Genomic DNA, 16453 nt, shown 5'->3' on the forward strand with positions numbered 1-16453 from the left:
CACGGGTTCCTGGCCCAGCCGGGCCACCGCCCGCACTGCGATCTTCGACTTCATCGAGGGCTGGTACAACTTGCACCGACTACACAGCAGCCTCGACTACCGCAGTCCCGCCGAATACGAGACCGCACTCGCAGCCTGACCACCACACCGATGGTGTCCGTCAAGGCGGAACAAGCTCACCACGGAATGGGCGTGCTCGGCCTCGTGCTCGGGCCGCCCGCCCCACACTGACAGAACGAGGATCACATGAGTGAGGCAATAACCTGCACGGCTTGTGGCCTATCTGCGCCGCAGGAGGAGCTGGTTCCGTACGCCCGCATGTTCCGTAACTCACAGTTAGTGCTCTCTCGTTCGGGGGACCAAGCGGAGCGCCGACACGAGTCGGTGTATCGAGTGGTGGCCAGGCGGTGTACAGGTTGCGGGCTACTGCAGTGGTATGCGCGCGCCAAGTAAGGTCACGGCTAGAGATAACAAGTGAGAGCCCAGGCCGTGTCCTACGGTCTGGGCATTCCTCGTCACGCGTCGAGTCAGCCTGCCCTGAAGGGCATAGCTGCGGTTTGAAAAAGCGGCTCCTTGGTGTGCCAACTGGCGAGCCTGCAGAGGCGTATCGAGCGCGTGTACCGGTGACCTGGAATAGATCTCCAGGTGGGTGTCGAGTGCCGCCTCCCAGTGCTTGACCGGCTTCACAGTCCGAGCCGCCAAGAGGCCCTGTCCTCATGCGCCGACCGCCTCACGATCACGCGATCTGGGACCCTGTTCGACCAAACAAGCCTCATGGCCGGTACGACAACGGCTTCTCAGCCTCGCCGAGATCAGACGTCTGATCACCCGACTCACCCACCGTCAACCCACACCCGTCGACCACACCCTCCACTGGTCACACCGGCGCCGCAGACGCCAACACCAGGCCCGCATCAGTCACTACACACGACGCGGACACAGCCCATAGAACTGCCCAACCGGCACGGCAAACACCGTTGCAGTACCGGGTCACGGCAACGTGACCCGACTACCCGGCTTTTGCCACCGAATGGATTGCAGCCAAACTCCGCTGAAAGCTGACCGCGCCGAGACGAAGGCCCGGAGTGCGATCGCGAACGGATGCGCGGACTCCATAGTGGAGTTCAGGCCAGCAACGTGGAGTCGAAGTGACAGCGGCACGAGGCTGGTGGCGTCGGAGGGCGTGCGGGTACGCAAGGCAGGCAAAGGGCGTGTCCGGGCAGGTGCGGATCATCCATGATTGAAAACGGGGAACTAACGTAAATGAGGCGCAACCTGAGGATGACCGTGCTGTCGGGGCTGGCCGCTGCTGGAATGGCGATCAGCCTCACCGGAACCGCGACGGCAACCACACAGACACAGGACGGCTACACGCTGCGGGTGCAGTCTGCGGCTGGCGCAACCAAGCCACAAACGTTCGAGTACTACTGGTGTGGAGGTGCGGTCTGCCAATTCAAGGTTGGCCAAGTGACCTGGCGGCCAAAGGACGACTCTGCGGTCGTCAAGGACACTCCCGGCGACGGGACCAACTTTGAGGCACGGCTGTCCAGCGCCAGCTCCAACAAGATCAAGAAGTGCAGGCCGCTCAGCGGACACTCCAAGACCTGCGACTTCGATTTCAAGGAGGGCTCCCCGGTCAACATCACGGGGTATCTGGTCGCCCCGAAGGGCAGCGCATACGTCGCAGCCTTCTGGGCTCACAACTGATCAGTTCGTATACCCCAGGCCCACAGTAACAGGTTGAGAGAAGGATACGCCGTTTCGTTTGGATCATCGAGCAGCGGAGGGAGATTTCTGCGGTGTGAACGCCGGCCAGGTGGATGGCTTACATGAACGAGGTAGCCCGGCGATGTGTCATCGAGCGTCGCAGCAAGCGGCCTGAATTCAGCTTGACGTTTTCCTTCGGCGTTCTCATGATCGTGTTCGATCGTAATTACAACGATGAGGGGACCATGCATATCACTAAGAAGGCAGCGGGAGTCAGTGCGGCGGCCTTGGTACTGACCGCGTTTCTGCCTGCTACAGCCAACGCGTCTACTGTGGATGTGAGTTGCAGAACGACCGGCGCCAACGGCTTCGTCAGGGTGGAGAATTACCATTGGGGTGCAAAACGCGTCAAGGTGACGCTGTCGGTGGACGATAGGCTCGCCGACGGATACCCCGTAGGTGTTCGGCTGAGAACGACGCACTCGGACGGACACATCAGGCTCTGGTCGTGGCATTTCAACAAAGGTGGTTATGACACCTGGAAGGAGTGGCACACCTACGCGGCTGACAATCGTGGGATCTACAGGGTTGAAGTAGAGGTTGCAAGGTTCAGAGGAAACAACGCCATGAACTATTGTCAAGCACGGAAGTGACATGGCTGCACGAGGCTGGCCCAGCTGAGTCGGCCGAGCCCTAGTACTCCAGCAGGATTTTGCTGTCTGAGCTGCGGGTTTCGCTGGGCGGCTGGAGTGTAGCGGGCTGGTGGGTGGTCAGGGGCGGTCTCGTGGAGGCCGCCCCTCGAACGTGTGCCGCCGCCGCTGATAGTGGCAGTGGCGTGCGACTGCTTGGCGTCGTCGGCGCCAGCTCGACCAGCTCATCGCGTGGCGCCGGCCTCAGCGTCCCCGCAGATGCGGGGGCCGGGGACGACAAGCTGCCAGGAGTCGCCGAACCTCCGCCACTATGAGCTCGATGGCCCCGGCTGTCTCACCGGTTCCGCCCCCTTTTCCCTGGCCTGATATGTCGTGGCCGCCAGGAAGGCGTGCGCGAGCATGGCGAGAGTGATGTGGCGGTACCAGCCCACGTAACGGCGGACTTCATACTGGTCCAGGCCGCACTCGTTCTTCGCGGCCTGGAAGCACTCCTCGATCGCCCAGCGCGACCTGGCGATCCGCACCAGCTGGTGGGCGGTGGTCGCCAACGGGGCATAGGCGAGGTAGTAGGCGATCTCCTCGGGCTTGCTAATGCTGCGCCGGGCCAGCGCCCACCGCATCCGGTGGGGGACCTCGCCCTGGTAGTCGTACTCGGCAACGGCCGGCAGCCGCACGGCCGCCCACTGGTAGACGCGCGGTCCCTTCGCGCCGTTGCCGCATGAGATCTTTTCCCACGCCTCGTCCGGTGCCTGCGCGAACAGGCCCTCGATGCGGAGACAGCCCACGGTGAACTGGGATTTGGGCACGGCCAGCACGTAACCGACGCCCGACTGTTCCAGTAGTCGACGAAAGCGGCTCTCCTGTCCGTAGGCGGCATCTGCGGTGACCCAGGCGATGGGCAGCGGCGAGGCGAGGGCACGCAGCACCATGCGCCTGGCCAGTTCGCCCTTGGTGGCGAAGGCCCGCTCGTGCGGGACTCTCGCCACGCGGCAGCGTTCGCGGTCCTCGGCCCAGGACTTGGGGAGGTACAGCTCACGATCCACCAGAGCCCGACCGCGGGCGGTGGTGTAGGCGGCGAAGACGCCAATCTGGCAGTTTTCGGTGCGGCCGGCAGTCCCGGAGTACTGGCGCTGGACCCCAGTGGAGGTGGTGCCCTTCTTGATGAAGCCGGTGTCGTCGATGATGAGGACCCCGCCGTCCTCACCGAGCTCGTCAGCTACGTATTCCTGCAGGTCGTCGCGGATGTCGTCGGGCTCCCACTTCGCGCCGGCCAGCAGGTGCTGCAGTCCGTCAGGAGTGGAGTGGCCCGCGTGCTCGGCCAGCTGCCAGCTGCCAGCTGTTCTTGCGGGCTACCGGGGCGAGCAGGCCGCGCACGTAGTCGCGCATACGGCGGCGGAGCTCGACGCGGCGGAAGCGGTGGCCGATGGTCAGGAAGAGGTCGTCCGGTTCGAGGTCCCAGTGTTCGGCAGCACGCTCGGTGATCACATCGGGGGGCTTCCCTGGTCACTGCCACTACCAGCAGCGGCGGCACACGTTCGAGGGGCGGCCTCCGCGAGACCGCCCCTGACCACCCTCCAGCCCGCTACACTCCAGCCGCCCAGTGAAACCCGCAGCTCGGAGAGCAAAATCCTGCTGGAATACTAGAGGCTGAATTTTAGCTCACGAAGCAGAGTGACTGCCGCAGTGACTTTCCAGACAGCGGCAGTCGCGTCATTCCAGTATCAAGCACCGTCGCAGTATCAGGGCGTGTTGCGAAAGTGCTGGTCGGAAAAGCGTTTGACGCCCGTCGGCGCCCGGCGGTCGGATGACGTGCCATGAGCACAGGGCAGATGCATCCCGGCATGCACCCTATTGACGAAGACCTTGTACGGCGGCTGATCGCCGGGCAGTTCCCGCAATGGGCGGGGCTGGCGGTGGAGCGGATTCCGTCCGGCGGCACGGTCAACGCCATGTACCGGCTGGGCGACGACATGGTCGTACGGCTACCGCTGGTGCAGGGCGGGGCCAACGACGTGTCGATGGAGCGGACGTGGCTGCCCCGACTCGCGCTCCACCTGCGCACGCCCATCCCCGAGGTGCTCGGGGATGGGGAGCCCGCCGAAGGGTATCCGTGGCCGTGGTCGGTGTATCGGTGGCTGGCCGGGGAGAACCCCGAGGCGGGGGCACTGAGTGAACCGGTGCTGCTGGCTGAGGATCTGGCCGAGTTCGTGGCGGCGATGCGGAGCATCACTCTGCCAGGTGCACCGAAGGCCCATCGCGGCGGGCCGGTCGCCTCGCTCGACGCGGAGACCCGGGCGGCGATCGAGGTGCTGCGCAAGATCCCGCAGGAGGGCGTCGACTGCGATGCCGCCGCCGCCGTATGGGAGGAGGCGCTGCGGGCCCCGGGCTGGGATGGGCCGCCGGTGTGGCTGCATGCCGATCTCATGCCGGGCAACCTCCTGGTGGTCGGTGGCAGGCTGACCTCGGTGATCGATTTCGGGTGCACGGGGGTGGGCGATCCGGCCTGCGATCTGTTTCCGGCGTGGAATCTGCTGCCGGCCAATTCGAGGGAGGTCTTCCGCGAGGCGCTGGGCGTGGACGACGCGACCTGGAGCCGCGGCCGGGGGCGGACGCTCTCGCAGGCACTGATCGCGCTGCCGTACTACCGCAGGACGAACCCGGCGATGGCACACAACGCCCGGCATGTGATCCAGGCGGTGCTGGATGAGGGCTGAGGCATCCCACTGCGTGTGGGGACCGTGCTGGTCATAGCCATTCGTTGATGGCTGCGAGTAGCACGGTGGCCTGGTATCCGACCGCGAGGTTGTCGTATCGCGTGGCCACGGCCCGGTGGCGCTTCAGTCTGTTGATCCCGCACTCGACCGCGTGGCGCTTCTTGTAGTCCTCCTTGTCGAACGTGGGCGGGCGGCCGCCGCGGGAGCTGAGCCTCTTGCGGTTGCGGACCTGGCCGGACTTCTCCGGGATGGCGCAGCGCACGCCTCGTCTGCGCAGGTAGGCGCGGCTCGCGCGGGAGCCGTACGCCTTGTCGGCACGGACCTTGTCCGGCCTGGTGCGTGGTCGGCCCGGCCCGATGCGGGGCACCCGGATGCCCTGCAGGACCGGCTGGAACTGCGGGCTGTCATGCCGCTGCCCGGCGGTGACGAGCAGAGAAAGCGGCGTCTGTCCCTGCTCGACCGCCAGGCGCGGCTTGGTCGTCAGCCCGCCGCGCGAGCGTCCGAGCCCGTGATCGTCGGGCTCGGTGTCGACGCCGCCGGGAGGTTCCTTCTGGAGGGCCCTTTTTACGCGCCCCGGCGGCATGCCTGTGAGCGCGGACGATCGTGGAGTCCACGCTCACATCCCAGGCGATCAGGCCCTTCGTGTCGGCCTCAGCCTGCAGCCCTTCCGTGCGGCCAGGCTGCGGGCACCGGTTGTGGTCAGGGCAGCCGCCAGGAGGGCGACGATGCCCGCCTGCACGGTGGTCGCGGCGATGAGAGAGCCGGGAGCGTGGGCTTGGAGCGCGAACGCGAGGGTGAGGGTCCGCTCTACGAGGACGGCGAGGCCGAGCGTGGCCAGTGCGAGGGGCAGTTCGGGGTCTGCCACGTACTTCGGTGACCGGCGCCGGGCGACCAGCCAAGCGGCGGCCGCGGCGATGAATGCCGAACCGCCGGCCCATCCCGTCACCGCAGCCCCAGGCCACACCACCATCGACGCGCCCATGAGGACGCAGGTGCCCATGAGGACCAGCCCGGGTGACGCCAGCGGGAGCCGGGCGCGCGGGGCGTCGCAGTGGAAGCCACAGCACAGAGTGAGGACGGTCAACCAGGAGAACACCGCAGTCGCAAGCGAGAGGGAGACCGACACGGTGCCCCATCCGCCACCCGCGTGTTGCACGGCTGACGCCAGGTCAGGAAGGGCCGCGAGGACGGCGAAGACGAAGGCGGTGCGCCTGCGGTCGCGCAGCAGCGCCAGGTAGACCACCGTCCAGGCCAGCGGGAGCAGCCACAACGCCGCCTCGTACAGCCCAGCCAGCGCGCCGTGGCCCGTGAAGCCACCCAGGGACAGCTCTCGGTCCGGCGCGGGGGCGCCTTTGAACCAGGTGAGGAAGACGGCCCGTTCGGTCAGTGCGGAGGCCGCATGCAGCAACACGCTCAGCAGCGCGAAGAGGCGCACCATCGCGCCGAGCGTGGCGTAGCGGGCCGGGGCGCCGGCGGCGCCCATCCGGGTGCGGATGGCGAGGGCGGCGATGCTGGCCACCTCGCCCCAGGCGGGGCGCATCTCGTCCTGCGCCTGCTCGTCGATCCCGTGCAGGTAGGTCTCCACCATCTCCTCCTCCCGCTCGGTGCGGTAGTAGGAGGGCAGCAGGCGCAGGGCGGTGCGGTAGCGCTGTTCGAGCAGACTCGTCATGCGGTACCTCCAGCGATACCCGGGCGACGCACCGAGCGGCTCGCGCGAGCTGGCCCGCCGGTCGTGGGAGCCGGCCCGGTGGTCGTGGGGCGGTGGGCGGCTATCCGCTGGGTCGCAGCGCGTGCGCCGGCCGCCATCCGCTCCGCCTCGGCGGACAGGGCTGCGCCACCGGCGTCGGTGAGGCGGTAGTACTTGCGCAGTCGGCCCTGTTGCACCTCCTCGCGGTCCAGCTCGATGTGCCCGTCGGCCGCCAGTCGGTCCAGTACGCCGTACAACGTGCCGATCCGGAGCTGCACATGCCCCTCGGACAGCTCGTCGACCACCTGCACGATTCCGTAACCGTGCCGCGGTTCGTCGACCAGCGCGGTGAGGACGAAGAACGCAGCTTGCGTCATACCTCTGGAAGTCATGCCCGCACTATATCCTGCCTTCCGATATATAAGGGAGGGCAGGTGTCGCCGCCGACCCGGTCATGAGTCTTCGGGCCGGCAGGGCTCGCCGAGCAGCGGCACGGGGCGGACCTCTTGCGGGACCTTCTCCGGGTACCGGCCGGAGACCGTCGGCGCGAACAGGCACGTCGCGAAACCGCACGGTCGGGGTGGTTGGGGACGTGGGGCAGCGTCCTCGTGGAGACTCAGGCGTACTCGTCCTGCCGGAATCGCCGCTTTCTGCGGGTCGCCAGATCAAGCACACGATTCCCGAGCGCAAGGACCAGGACCAGCGGACAAACCGCCCGCACCGTGGTGGCGCGGGCGGTCGGCCCACCGGCTTCGGCAAGACGATCTACAAGCGGCCCAACGAAGTCGAGCGAACGATCAATGTGCTCGAGGGCTTCCGTGCCGTGGCCACGCGCATTGACGAGCGCCCTGGGGGTGTCCACGGCTGGGTGACTCCGTCAGCGCCCAAGTGCGGCGCCGCCGTTGCTGTTGAGGAATTCGCCCGTGATGTAGCGGGCCTCGGGGGAGGCCACCTTCGCACCGTGTGGCCCCAACTGCTGCCGCACTCCCGCACTCCCGCACTGCCGGTGAAAGAGAAAGACATAGGGCTCCTTCTGCCGCCCAACTATGGGCCGACCCGTTGGCGTCCGACCGCCTATTCGCCCTGCTCTGTGCCAACTGGGGCGCGAGCACCACCTCGTCGAATTCCCGGGACCCTCGCGGCAGGAACAATCCAACCGATTGACAGCCCGCCACTGCGGATTCCCCACCGGTGGCAGCCTTGAAGCCCCTCTCCGTAACCGTTGGTGGGCGATCTAACCTTCGGGGTAGAAAACGAACAGCGTGCAGCCGGTCACCGTCTGCGGTATGTGCGAGGTACCTGCGGAGGCGTGGATGAAGGAGCCGGCGGGATAGTCCCGGTCACCGTCGTTAAAGATGCCGGAGACGACGAAGACCTCCTCGGGCCCCGGTTCGTGAACGTCGATTCCCTGCCAGCACGTATTCGGGTCCATCTCGACGACCTGTGCCGTCGCGCCGTTACCTCCGAGCCACAGCGGGCGCAGGCGGATGCCCGGGAAGAGCTCGCGAACCGGGGCGTCCTGCACGGTGGACCACTCATAGCCGGACATGTTCTGGTCTGTCGTCATGGACCCAGCCTCCCCGACCGGTGTACCCCCGGCCGAGTGTCAGAGATGACATCCTGAGGTACTTTCCTGCCATGCATCGAGTAGTCGCACTTGTCCGCTCACCGCAGTCGACCTTCGAACTCAGCTGCGCGGCAGAGGTGTTCGGGATCGAGAGGCCAGGACTTCCGACGCGATACGCGTTCAGCGTGTGCACTGAGCGCCCCGGACCCGTCGCGACATGCGCCGGGTACGCCATGCACGTGGCCGACGGACTCGACGTGCTCGACCAGGCAGACACCGTGATCGTCCCCGGGTGGCTGCCCACCCAGGAGCCACCCTCACCTGCCATCATCCGGTCCCTGCGGCGCGCACACGACCGCGGAGCGCGGCTGGTCAGCATCTGCACCGGCGTCTTCGCGCTGGCACACGCCGGTCTGTTGGACGGGCGACGGGCGACCACGCACTGGGCTCGAGCGGACGAACTGGCCGCATGCTTCCCAGCCGTCCACATCGACCGGGACGTGCTCTACGTGGATCACGGAGACGTGGCCACCAGCGCAGGCGCCGGAGCCGGCATCGACTTGTGCCTCCACCTGGTACGCGCGGACCAGGGGGCCGGATACGCCGCGCAGGTCGCTCGGAGCATGGTCATGCCGCCCCATCGAGAGGGCGGGCAGTTGCAGTACGCGGCGCCGCCACACCCCGCCCAGGTCGATGGTTCGCTCGCACCATTGCTGGAGTGGATGACTGGGCGACTCGGCGAACCGCTCACCGTCGAGGACCTGGCCGCGCAGGCCGGCGTGTCGTCACGTACGCTCGCCCGTCGGTTCACCGACCAGCTCGGCATCGGCCCCGGGCGTTGGCTGCTCGCCCAGCGGATAGCCGTGGCAAGGGAGTTGCTGGAAACCTCCGACCTCCCATTGGAGGCCGTCGCTCGCCGCGTCGGCCTCTCCTCGGCCACCAACCTCCGCAGGCGCTTTCTTCGCGCCTTGGGCACGACACCAGGTGCTTACCGCAGGGCGTTCAGAGCCGACCCGCGATAACACTCACCGGCTTCTCCCTCAACAGGCTGAAACGCTTCAGAGCCGTGGCCACCCGCTACGACACACGCGGGAGAAGACGAGCACCCCAGGCGTATCCCCTGCGCCTGTCGTTACCCTGCCCGCCAGCTGAGGCGCTCAGTCACAGCGCATGTACGTGTACGTGTGCAGGTGTGACCGTGCGCTTCACTTGGCGGATGAGCGCTTGACTTGGCGGGCGCTGCGGGACCGGGTCTCCACCGCGTCATCCGGCGTCCCCGAGCGCTGCGTCCAACGGAGTACCGCCCAGATGACGGTTCCGAGCGCGAAGCCGTACACGGCGACGAGGCCGTGGCCGTTGTCCTGCGCGAACCACATCAGCAGCCCGAGCGTCGGGACGCCAACCGCGAGGGCTTGCTCCTTTTTGATCCGGGTGCGTGTCAGGAGGGCCGCGGCCAGGGTCGCTCCCAGGAAGTAGGTGGCGCCGGAACTGCCCGCGAAGTTGCGGGGGTCGGCGCTGGGGCCACCGCCCAGGCCGAGCAGGGCGTCGATCCGCTCCGGCAGGAAGATGCCGGCGACGAAGAGGAGCGCCGTCAGCGGACCGCCCCAAAGCCACTGCGCGAGCGCCGCCACGAAGGCGAGGGTGGCGATGTTCCAGAGCGCGCCGCCGACGCCGCCGTTCTGCATGAAGACCGAGGTGACCACCCGCCACCAGCCGGTCTTGGCGGGATCGTCGTCGAGTGCGGCCATCGCCCCCGCCCAGCACAGCTGGAGGACGACACCGGCCACCGCCAGCACGGTCAGGCCCACCGCGACCCACGGGACGGGCCGCCCGCGCAGCGAGTCACGCCCCACCGCGCCGAGCCCACTGTTGATCATCATCACCATCAACGCAGCCGTGGTCGCGTTGAACAGCAGACCGCCCATGTCCCCCGTACCTCTCCAACAGTGTTCGAAATTGGTCAGCGGTGAGGCTAGCACGACTTTTCCAACACTGTTTGAAACAGTTGTTAGGGTGGACCCATGAAGCTCACCAGGGAGCGGATCGTCGACGCCGGCATGGCCACGTTCGCCAAGACCGGATACCACGGCCTGTCCATGCGCCAAGTGGCCGAGCGGCTCGGCGCCCACGCGGGCAGCCTCTACTACCACGTGCGCAGCAAGGACGAACTGCTCGCGCTGATGGCCGACCGCGTCTGCCGGCATGCGTACGACGCCGGCAGCACCGCCCTGGCCGCGCTCCCGCCCGAGGCGACATGGCAGGAAGAGATCGAGGTTCAAGCCGCTGAACTGCGCCGGAGCATCCAGCAGCACCCGGGCGGCGCACTCCTGCTGGCCGACAGCCCCGGGACACTGAGCACCGGCGGCCTGTCCCTGATGGAGCGCCTCCTCAAGACCCTTCTCGACGCCGGCGTCCCCGCCGAGCACTGCGGCATCGCGGCCGACACCCTCCTCAGCCACGTCACGGGCTTTGTACTCCAGGAGCAGACCGAGCCCCTGGCACCGACCGTCACCGCGGAGACCTACGCCGCGCTGCGCGCGCACTTCCCCCTCGTCATGGAGCAGATGCCCCGACTGAGCCAGAACGAGAAGTTCCAGCGAAGCATCAAGCTCCTGTGTACGGCATTCGAGACCCTCACGAAGGACGATGACACCCGCGCGTGAGGCGCAGACGCGGCCGATTTGAGCAGCCGTTCCCGCACGCGAACGGTCCGACCGGGCTGCGCCGGTCGGACCGTTGCACAACATCCCCCGGGCTACCGGCCCGCGTGGCGGGGCGTCAGGAGTCGTACCAGACGATTCCGTCACCGCCGTCGTGGCCGATGGTCTGTGTCATGACGTTGCCGTCCTGCCAGTACTTGGGGTGCTGGTTCAGGAAGCCGCCGATGGACTGGAGCGAGGTGGCGTCGCACACCCCATCGGTGCGGATGCAGAATCGCTGCACTGGGACGCCATCGAACTTCGCCGGGCCGACGCCGGGAGAGGTGAAGCCGAAGGCACTCCAACCCTTCGGGACCCGGGCCCAGATGCCGGTGCCGGGCTGCAACGGGTCGGCATACAGCATGCCGTTCACCTGCGAACGGGGTATGTCAGTGTCGCCGTTGGCTATCGCCTGAAGCACTTGGTCGGCCACGTGCGCGCCTTGGGAGTAGCCGACGATCGTGAAACGGGCACCCGGATCGCGGTGGTAGGTGTCCTCGGCGGTGGCCAACAGACTGCGGTATCCCTCGCGCACGCTGGCGTCGAAGCTCGGTGCGTTGACATCCGGAACGTTGCGGCCGTTGAGCCAGGGTCCGGCGCTCGCCGGGTAGCACACCGGCACCGGAATGCCACCGTTGAGGTGCTTGTTGGCGAATGTGTAGGTGGAGGTGCAGTCGGGCGCGGGCGCCGCCGAGCCCGTGCCGCCAACCTCCAGGTAGTAGTGGTGGACCGTATCGGCGTGGGCAACGGTGGGTGCGACGGTGGTGACGGCCACCATGGCTGCCGTCGCACCGGCAGCGCCGATCGTCTTCTTCCACCTGCCGGACAGGGTCATCGCTCTGGGTCCCCTTGAGTTGAGGTAGTTCATGAATGCCGTGGTCGGCCTTGAGGTTAGCCACAGGGGCTGGAATTGCGATGAAACGCATGGGTCGCCGGGGTCGCCGGGGTTGCCGGGATCGCCGGGGTCGCCGGGTCCACCCGTAGGCGCCCATTGCGGCGGTCCGCGGGATCGCCAGCGGGTAGTGGGCAGCGGGGGTTGGGCTCGGGATCGGCTCGTCGTCATGAGTGCGCGCCGTCTGTTCGGAAGCGCTCAGCGAGCGTGCAGAAGACGAAGAGATTCCGGATGTTGGAGGCGGTTGGCGCCAGGGTGCGCCAATTGCCATCGATGTTGAGCCTGATGGCCCCCTCCTGCCGCTTGATCTCGATCTGCTGCACCTGTGGCCACCGCGCGGATACCTCTGCGGACCCGATCTCCTCCCTGGTCAGCCAGACGTCACCGAAGGTGAGCCGTTCGCCCTTGTCAAGCGCGGCCAGTGCCAGGGGCAGTTGGGCACGGGTGACGGCCCGTTGGAGCTCGGGCCCCCATTCCTCCGCATCGCTGTCCTCCGGCCCGCCGTACAGCACGACCCGCTCCCCTTCGGCATCGGTGAGCGTGTAGGTGCGAGTGGCGCCGACTCGGGCCGAGTCGTGCGGAGGCCCGACGCTTTTCTGGAACACAGAGGTGGTGTCGTAGCGGACGACGTGGATCCGCCCCTTTACGGCAATCGTCATCCCGTGCTCGTACATGTCCAGGCGCGCGTCGGCGCACGTCGGCGCGGAAGACCGGCCGTACCGACCGTACCGGGTGAAGGCCAGCAGGCCCCGGATCGCCCGGACCGGGCCGGCAGGCGCGCGGGTCGTGTGTGCGGCTCCCGTGTAGGTGGCACGTCTCTTGCCGAGGTAGGCGCGGCCGGCCGCTGCCGAGATCCTCGCCAGAAGCAGCTCTTCACCGCGGGTACGCGGCGTCGGTCGGGTCATGGCGTGGTTCGGGTGAGGCCGGCGTCGTACCCGCGCAGGATCATCTGGTGCGTCCGCCTCAGCAGCTGGCCGGGTGGCACCCCCAGGTCATCGGCCAGACGGCGGCGGGTGCGGTCGAACACGGCCAACGCGTCGGCCTGCCGGCCGCTGCGGTAGAGCGCACGCATCAGCATCGCGGCGACCGGTTCGTTCAGGGGCTGCGCCACGGCCAGGGCCCACAGTTCGGCGATCGCCTCGGAGTGCCGGCCCAGCCGTAGCTGCCAGTCCGCCTTCCGCTGTACGAGGGCGATCCGGCGCTCGGTGAGCCGCAGCCGCTCCAGGTCGGCGAAGGGTCCGGGCAGGCCGGCCAGGAGCTCCCCGCGGAACAGGTCCACCGCCTGGGAGCAGAAGCGGACCGCCTCGGTCAGTTCGCCGGCTCGCTCGGCCGTCCCGGCAGCGGTGACCAGGTCCTCCATGCGCGTCACGTCCACCTCGACCGCGCCGGGGACCAGCCGGTAGCCGCACCGATCGCGCTGGATCACCGAGTCCGGGCTGTCCCCTATGCGCAGGATCTTCCGTAGTCGATGGATGTACACCGGCACCACGTTCGTGATTGGCGGCTCCATCCCCCAGACTCCGCCGAGCAGTTCCTGTTGGCTGACCGTCCCGTCCGGGCACAGCGCCAGCGCTGCCAGCACGGCTTGCTGGCGGAGATGTCCCAGGTCCACGAGCTGTCCTTCGCACCATGCCTGCAGCGGTCCGAGCATGGAGATCCGCACCTGTGGTTCGTGCGACCGGCGGATGACGGTCCGCGGCACCAGGCTTACCGCCTCGCGGGGGCCGTGGCCGGGGACGACCAGGCCGCAGTCGAAGGCGTGGACGATGGCGGCGACTCGGTCGCGCAGCCCGAGTTTGGCGAGGATCCGGGCGAGGTGTCCGGCCACGGCGTCGTTGGGGAGGGCGAGGGCGGAGGCGACCTCGGCGTCTCTCAGGCCACAGCCGACCGCGTAGAGCACCTCGCGCTCCTGAAGCGTGAGCGTGGTGACGGTTGGCTGGGCGGCGGTTGCGGTCGGCGGCATCGCGGGCTCCCCTGGCTCCGGGTGGTCGGTCGGGCGGATGACGTCGACGCTGGCCCCGGCACCGGGCAACGGACAGGCCAGCAGACCGGCCGTATCCGGCCGGTGGCCGCGCTAGAGTCCCTCACCTGGGGAAATCGACATGTCGGGGGAGAGGGCATGACCTGTGGCGAGTGAGTTCAGCGCGCTGTTGCGGCGGCTGCGGCGCGAGGCGGGGATGACTCAGGAGGCCTTGGCGGAGCGCGCCGGAGTGGGCGTGCGCACCATCCGCGGGTTGGAGACCGGCGAGCGCGCCGACCCCAGGGTGACCACGGTGCGGCTGCTGGCCGATGCGCTCGGGCTGAGCCCCGGGGAACGCGAGGGGCTGCTGACGGCGGCCGTCCGCCGGACCGGGGAGGGGAGCCCGCCGGACGACGCAACCGGGGAGGAGAGTCGGCCGGACGACGCAACCGGGCATGGCGAACCGCTCGCCGGCGACCAGCAGGGGTCGGCGTTCCACGAAACCCTGGCCGACATCGCCGAGCAGCTCGCGCAGACGGTGGCGGCCCGCTGGCAGCGCGAGGAGGAGCAGCGGCAGGTCCACGATCCCTATCCGCTGCCGTTGCAGTGGCGGCCGGTTGCCGAGGAGCTGACCGATCACTGGGCCAACATCCGCCGGCTGCCCGCCGGGGGTATGCACGGCCCGCTGGACCTGAGCGGGCGACTGGACGAGATCGTGGGCGTGTACCGGCGGATCCCGTCCGGGCGGCTGGTGGTGCTGGGCCGGTCAGGCTCCGGGAAGACGATTCTCGCCGTGCGGTTCGTCCTGGACTACCTGAAGTCGAGGCGCCGCGCCGAAGCCGTACCGGTGATCTTCAGCATCGGCTCGTGGGATCCGACCGCCATCACGTTCCGGGACTGGCTGGCGGCGCAACTGACGCGTGATCACCCCGGTCTCGCCGGCCCGGGGCCCGGCGGGTCGAGCCTGGCCGCCGCACTGGTCGAGACCGGCCGGGTGCTCCCCGTGCTGGACGGCTTCGACGAGATCGCCGGCGGCCTGCGCCGTCCCGCGCTGGAGGCGCTCAACGCCACCACCCTTCCCCTGCTGCTGACGAGCCGTCCGTCCGAGTACGCCGCCGCCGTGGCGGAGACCGACGTGCTCACCTCCGCCGCCGCGGTGGATCTGAGCGATCTCACGCTGAGCGACCTGGCCGACTACCTGCCGCGCACCACGCGCAAGGCCCGCGGCGGGGTCCCCTCGGCGACCGCCTGGGATCCCGTGCTGCGCGAGCTGCGCGAGCGGCCGCTCAGCCGGGCCGGAGCCAACCTCGCTGCGGTGCTGACCACCCCGCTGATGGTCACGCTCGCCCGCGCCGTCTACAGCGACACCCCCGACAGCGACCCGGCCTCGCTCCTGGACACCCGGCGATTCGGCAGCCCCGAGGAGCTGGAGGACCACCTCCTCGACAACTTCACCGCCACCGTCTACCGCCCGCGGCCCCAGCACCTCCCGGGCAGCGCGCCGCACCACGCCTTCGACCCGGAACGCGCCCAGTACTGGCTCGGCTACCTGGCCCACCACCTGACCCGGCTCGACACCCCCAACCTGGAGTGGTGGCGGCTCGGTTGCGGGCTGCGCCGCACCACGCGCACGCTGGCGAGCGCGCTGGTGATCTGTCTGGCCATCGGGTTCGTCGACTGTGTCGTCGGCACCCTCTTCGACTCCTTCGAATTCCAGCTCGCGGACGGGCTGGTCGCGGGGATCCTCTCGGGGCTCCTGTTCGGGATCGCGTACTGGTTCATGGTCGCGGCCAAGGACACGGCTGTGGAGCCGTCCGGCGTGCGCATGAAGATATTCGGCAGGGAGGGCAAGACGAGGGGCAGAGCCCTCCCGCGACTGGTGATCGGGTTGCTGTGCGGGCTCGTGTTCGGCGTCGGCTACGGCTTCGTACGCGGAGCGCTCAACGGCGTCCTCTATCACGTCAGCCTCCCGACCGTCCTGGCCGTCGGCCTCGGCGACGGCATCATCTACGGCCTGGTGTTCGCGCTGGCAGCAGGACCCACCTTCGGTCTCCTGGCCCTCTTCGAAGCTCCCCTCGACATTCGCTCCGCCGTCAATCCGGTCAGCCTCCTGCGCACGAACTGCCGGACGGTCGCCACCCAACTCCTCGTCTGGTCACCCACTTTCGGACTCCTGGTCGGCTTCGGGTCCATGGTGGTGATCCGGTTCATACCGGCGATCCTGGGCCCGGTCGTCTGGAATCTCACGGCCGCGCTCAAGCTCGGCGTCATCAGCGGGCTCGGCGGCGCCCTCGGCTATGCGCTCAGTCTGACCGCCTGGGGCCAGTGGGCGGTTTTCTCCCGGATCTGGCTGCCGCTGACCGGCCGGCTGCCCTGGTCCGTCGTCGCCTTCCTCGAAGACGCCTACCAGCGGGGCGTCCTCCGCCAAGCCGGTGCGGTCTACCAGTTCCGTCACGCCCGCCTGCAACACCATCTCGCCCACGCCTACCGGTCACGCCACGTCCCGCAACAGCCGACCGGACCAGATGGCCCCACGCCCGCCCGATAACAGCGATCTTCCCGGCCTCACGTCGACGC

At 68.3% G+C, this 16453-nt stretch carries 15 protein-coding genes and 2 pseudogenes; 8 read left to right on the forward strand and 9 right to left on the reverse strand.

Translation table 11 applies throughout. The annotated features are described in order from the left end of the window. Positions 1-52: 52 nt before the first annotated feature. The 3 genes from ACZ4S3_RS39405 to ACZ4S3_RS39415 all read left to right on the forward strand — a co-directional run bounded on the left by ACZ4S3_RS39405 (position 53) and on the right by ACZ4S3_RS39415 (position 2360). The gene (locus tag ACZ4S3_RS39405) at positions 53-139 is read left to right on the forward strand and encodes a hypothetical protein (RefSeq protein ID WP_467943546.1); all 87 of its coding nucleotides are present in this window, start codon (positions 53-55) and stop codon (positions 137-139) included. 1142 nt (positions 140-1281) lie between these two features. Then, positions 1282-1707 (forward strand): hypothetical protein, encoded by a 426-nt coding sequence (locus ACZ4S3_RS39410; RefSeq protein ID WP_467943495.1) that lies wholly within the window; start codon positions 1282-1284, stop codon positions 1705-1707. Between the two features lie 122 nt (positions 1708-1829). After that, positions 1830-2360 (forward strand): hypothetical protein, encoded by a 531-nt coding sequence (locus ACZ4S3_RS39415; RefSeq protein ID WP_467943497.1) that lies wholly within the window; start codon positions 1830-1832, stop codon positions 2358-2360. Between the two features lie 305 nt (positions 2361-2665). Here the strand turns inward: ACZ4S3_RS39415 and ACZ4S3_RS39420 are convergent. Then, a pseudogene (locus ACZ4S3_RS39420) lies at positions 2666-3788 on the reverse strand (IS701 family transposase). Between the two features lie 383 nt (positions 3789-4171). Here ACZ4S3_RS39420 and ACZ4S3_RS39425 point away from each other — a divergent pair. Beyond that, positions 4172-5071, forward strand: coding sequence for an aminoglycoside phosphotransferase family protein (locus ACZ4S3_RS39425; RefSeq protein WP_467943499.1), 900 nt, complete (start codon positions 4172-4174; stop codon positions 5069-5071). Positions 5072-5102: 31 nt separating this feature from the next. On the opposite strand, the gene ACZ4S3_RS39430 is transcribed toward ACZ4S3_RS39425, so the two are convergent. The 3 genes from ACZ4S3_RS39430 to ACZ4S3_RS39440 are packed head-to-tail and all read right to left on the reverse strand — an operon-like array spanning position 5103 to position 7150. Continuing rightward, positions 5103-5654 (reverse strand): IS5 family transposase, encoded by a 552-nt coding sequence (locus ACZ4S3_RS39430; protein ID WP_467943500.1) that lies wholly within the window; start codon positions 5652-5654, stop codon positions 5103-5105. A 48-nt stretch (positions 5655-5702) separates the two neighbouring features. Continuing rightward, positions 5703-6740 carry a hypothetical protein gene (locus ACZ4S3_RS39435; RefSeq protein WP_467943502.1) on the reverse strand — a complete coding sequence of 346 codons (1038 nt, stop codon included), beginning with the start codon at positions 6738-6740 and terminating at the stop codon, positions 5703-5705. Next, complete coding sequence (locus tag ACZ4S3_RS39440) at positions 6737-7150, reverse strand: PadR family transcriptional regulator (protein ID WP_467943504.1); 414 nt, start codon at positions 7148-7150, stop codon at positions 6737-6739. The genes ACZ4S3_RS39435 and ACZ4S3_RS39440 overlap by 4 nt, the downstream gene beginning before the upstream one ends. Positions 7151-7375: 225 nt before the next feature. Between ACZ4S3_RS39440 and ACZ4S3_RS39445 the strand changes: the two are divergent. Next, positions 7376-7641: pseudogene (locus ACZ4S3_RS39445) on the forward strand (IS5/IS1182 family transposase); the annotation flags it as partial. Between the two features lie 351 nt (positions 7642-7992). On the opposite strand, the gene ACZ4S3_RS39450 reads toward ACZ4S3_RS39445, so the two are convergent. Continuing rightward, positions 7993-8325 (reverse strand): cupin domain-containing protein, encoded by a 333-nt coding sequence (locus tag ACZ4S3_RS39450; protein ID WP_467943506.1) that lies wholly within the window; start codon positions 8323-8325, stop codon positions 7993-7995. A gap of 71 nt (positions 8326-8396) precedes the next feature. On the opposite strand from ACZ4S3_RS39450, the gene ACZ4S3_RS39455 reads away from it, so the two are divergent. Beyond that, a complete protein-coding gene (locus ACZ4S3_RS39455; RefSeq protein ID WP_467943507.1) occupies positions 8397-9347 on the forward strand; it encodes a helix-turn-helix domain-containing protein in 951 nt (316 codons plus the stop codon). 183 nt (positions 9348-9530) lie between these two features. Here ACZ4S3_RS39455 and ACZ4S3_RS39460 read toward each other — a convergent pair whose 3' ends face one another. Beyond that, complete coding sequence (locus ACZ4S3_RS39460; RefSeq protein ID WP_467943508.1) at positions 9531-10250, reverse strand: hypothetical protein; 720 nt, start codon at positions 10248-10250, stop codon at positions 9531-9533. A 96-nt stretch (positions 10251-10346) separates the two neighbouring features. On the opposite strand from ACZ4S3_RS39460, the gene ACZ4S3_RS39465 reads away from it, so the two are divergent. After that, positions 10347-10988 carry a TetR/AcrR family transcriptional regulator gene (locus ACZ4S3_RS39465; RefSeq protein WP_467943510.1) on the forward strand — a complete coding sequence of 214 codons (642 nt, stop codon included), beginning with the start codon at positions 10347-10349 and terminating at the stop codon, positions 10986-10988. A gap of 115 nt (positions 10989-11103) precedes the next feature. Here ACZ4S3_RS39465 and ACZ4S3_RS39470 read toward each other — a convergent pair whose 3' ends face one another. From ACZ4S3_RS39470 to ACZ4S3_RS39480, 3 genes are all read right to left on the reverse strand, one after another. Beyond that, positions 11104-11859 carry a PE-PPE domain-containing protein gene (locus ACZ4S3_RS39470; RefSeq protein WP_467943512.1) on the reverse strand — a complete coding sequence of 252 codons (756 nt, stop codon included), beginning with the start codon at positions 11857-11859 and terminating at the stop codon, positions 11104-11106. A gap of 224 nt (positions 11860-12083) precedes the next feature. Beyond that, complete coding sequence (locus ACZ4S3_RS39475) at positions 12084-12821, reverse strand: DUF6585 family protein (RefSeq protein WP_467943514.1); 738 nt, start codon at positions 12819-12821, stop codon at positions 12084-12086. After that, complete coding sequence (locus tag ACZ4S3_RS39480; protein WP_467943516.1) at positions 12818-13879, reverse strand: AfsR/SARP family transcriptional regulator; 1062 nt, start codon at positions 13877-13879, stop codon at positions 12818-12820. Before ACZ4S3_RS39480 ends, ACZ4S3_RS39475 begins: the two co-directional genes overlap by 4 nt. A 163-nt stretch (positions 13880-14042) precedes the next feature. Here ACZ4S3_RS39480 and ACZ4S3_RS39485 point away from each other — a divergent pair, with 163 nt between their 5' ends. Beyond that, positions 14043-16424 carry a helix-turn-helix domain-containing protein gene (locus tag ACZ4S3_RS39485; RefSeq protein ID WP_467943518.1) on the forward strand — a complete coding sequence of 794 codons (2382 nt, stop codon included), beginning with the start codon at positions 14043-14045 and terminating at the stop codon, positions 16422-16424. Positions 16425-16453 lie beyond the last annotated feature (29 nt).

The sequence above is a fragment of the Streptomyces sp. NPDC028368 genome (genome assembly GCF_055565615.1).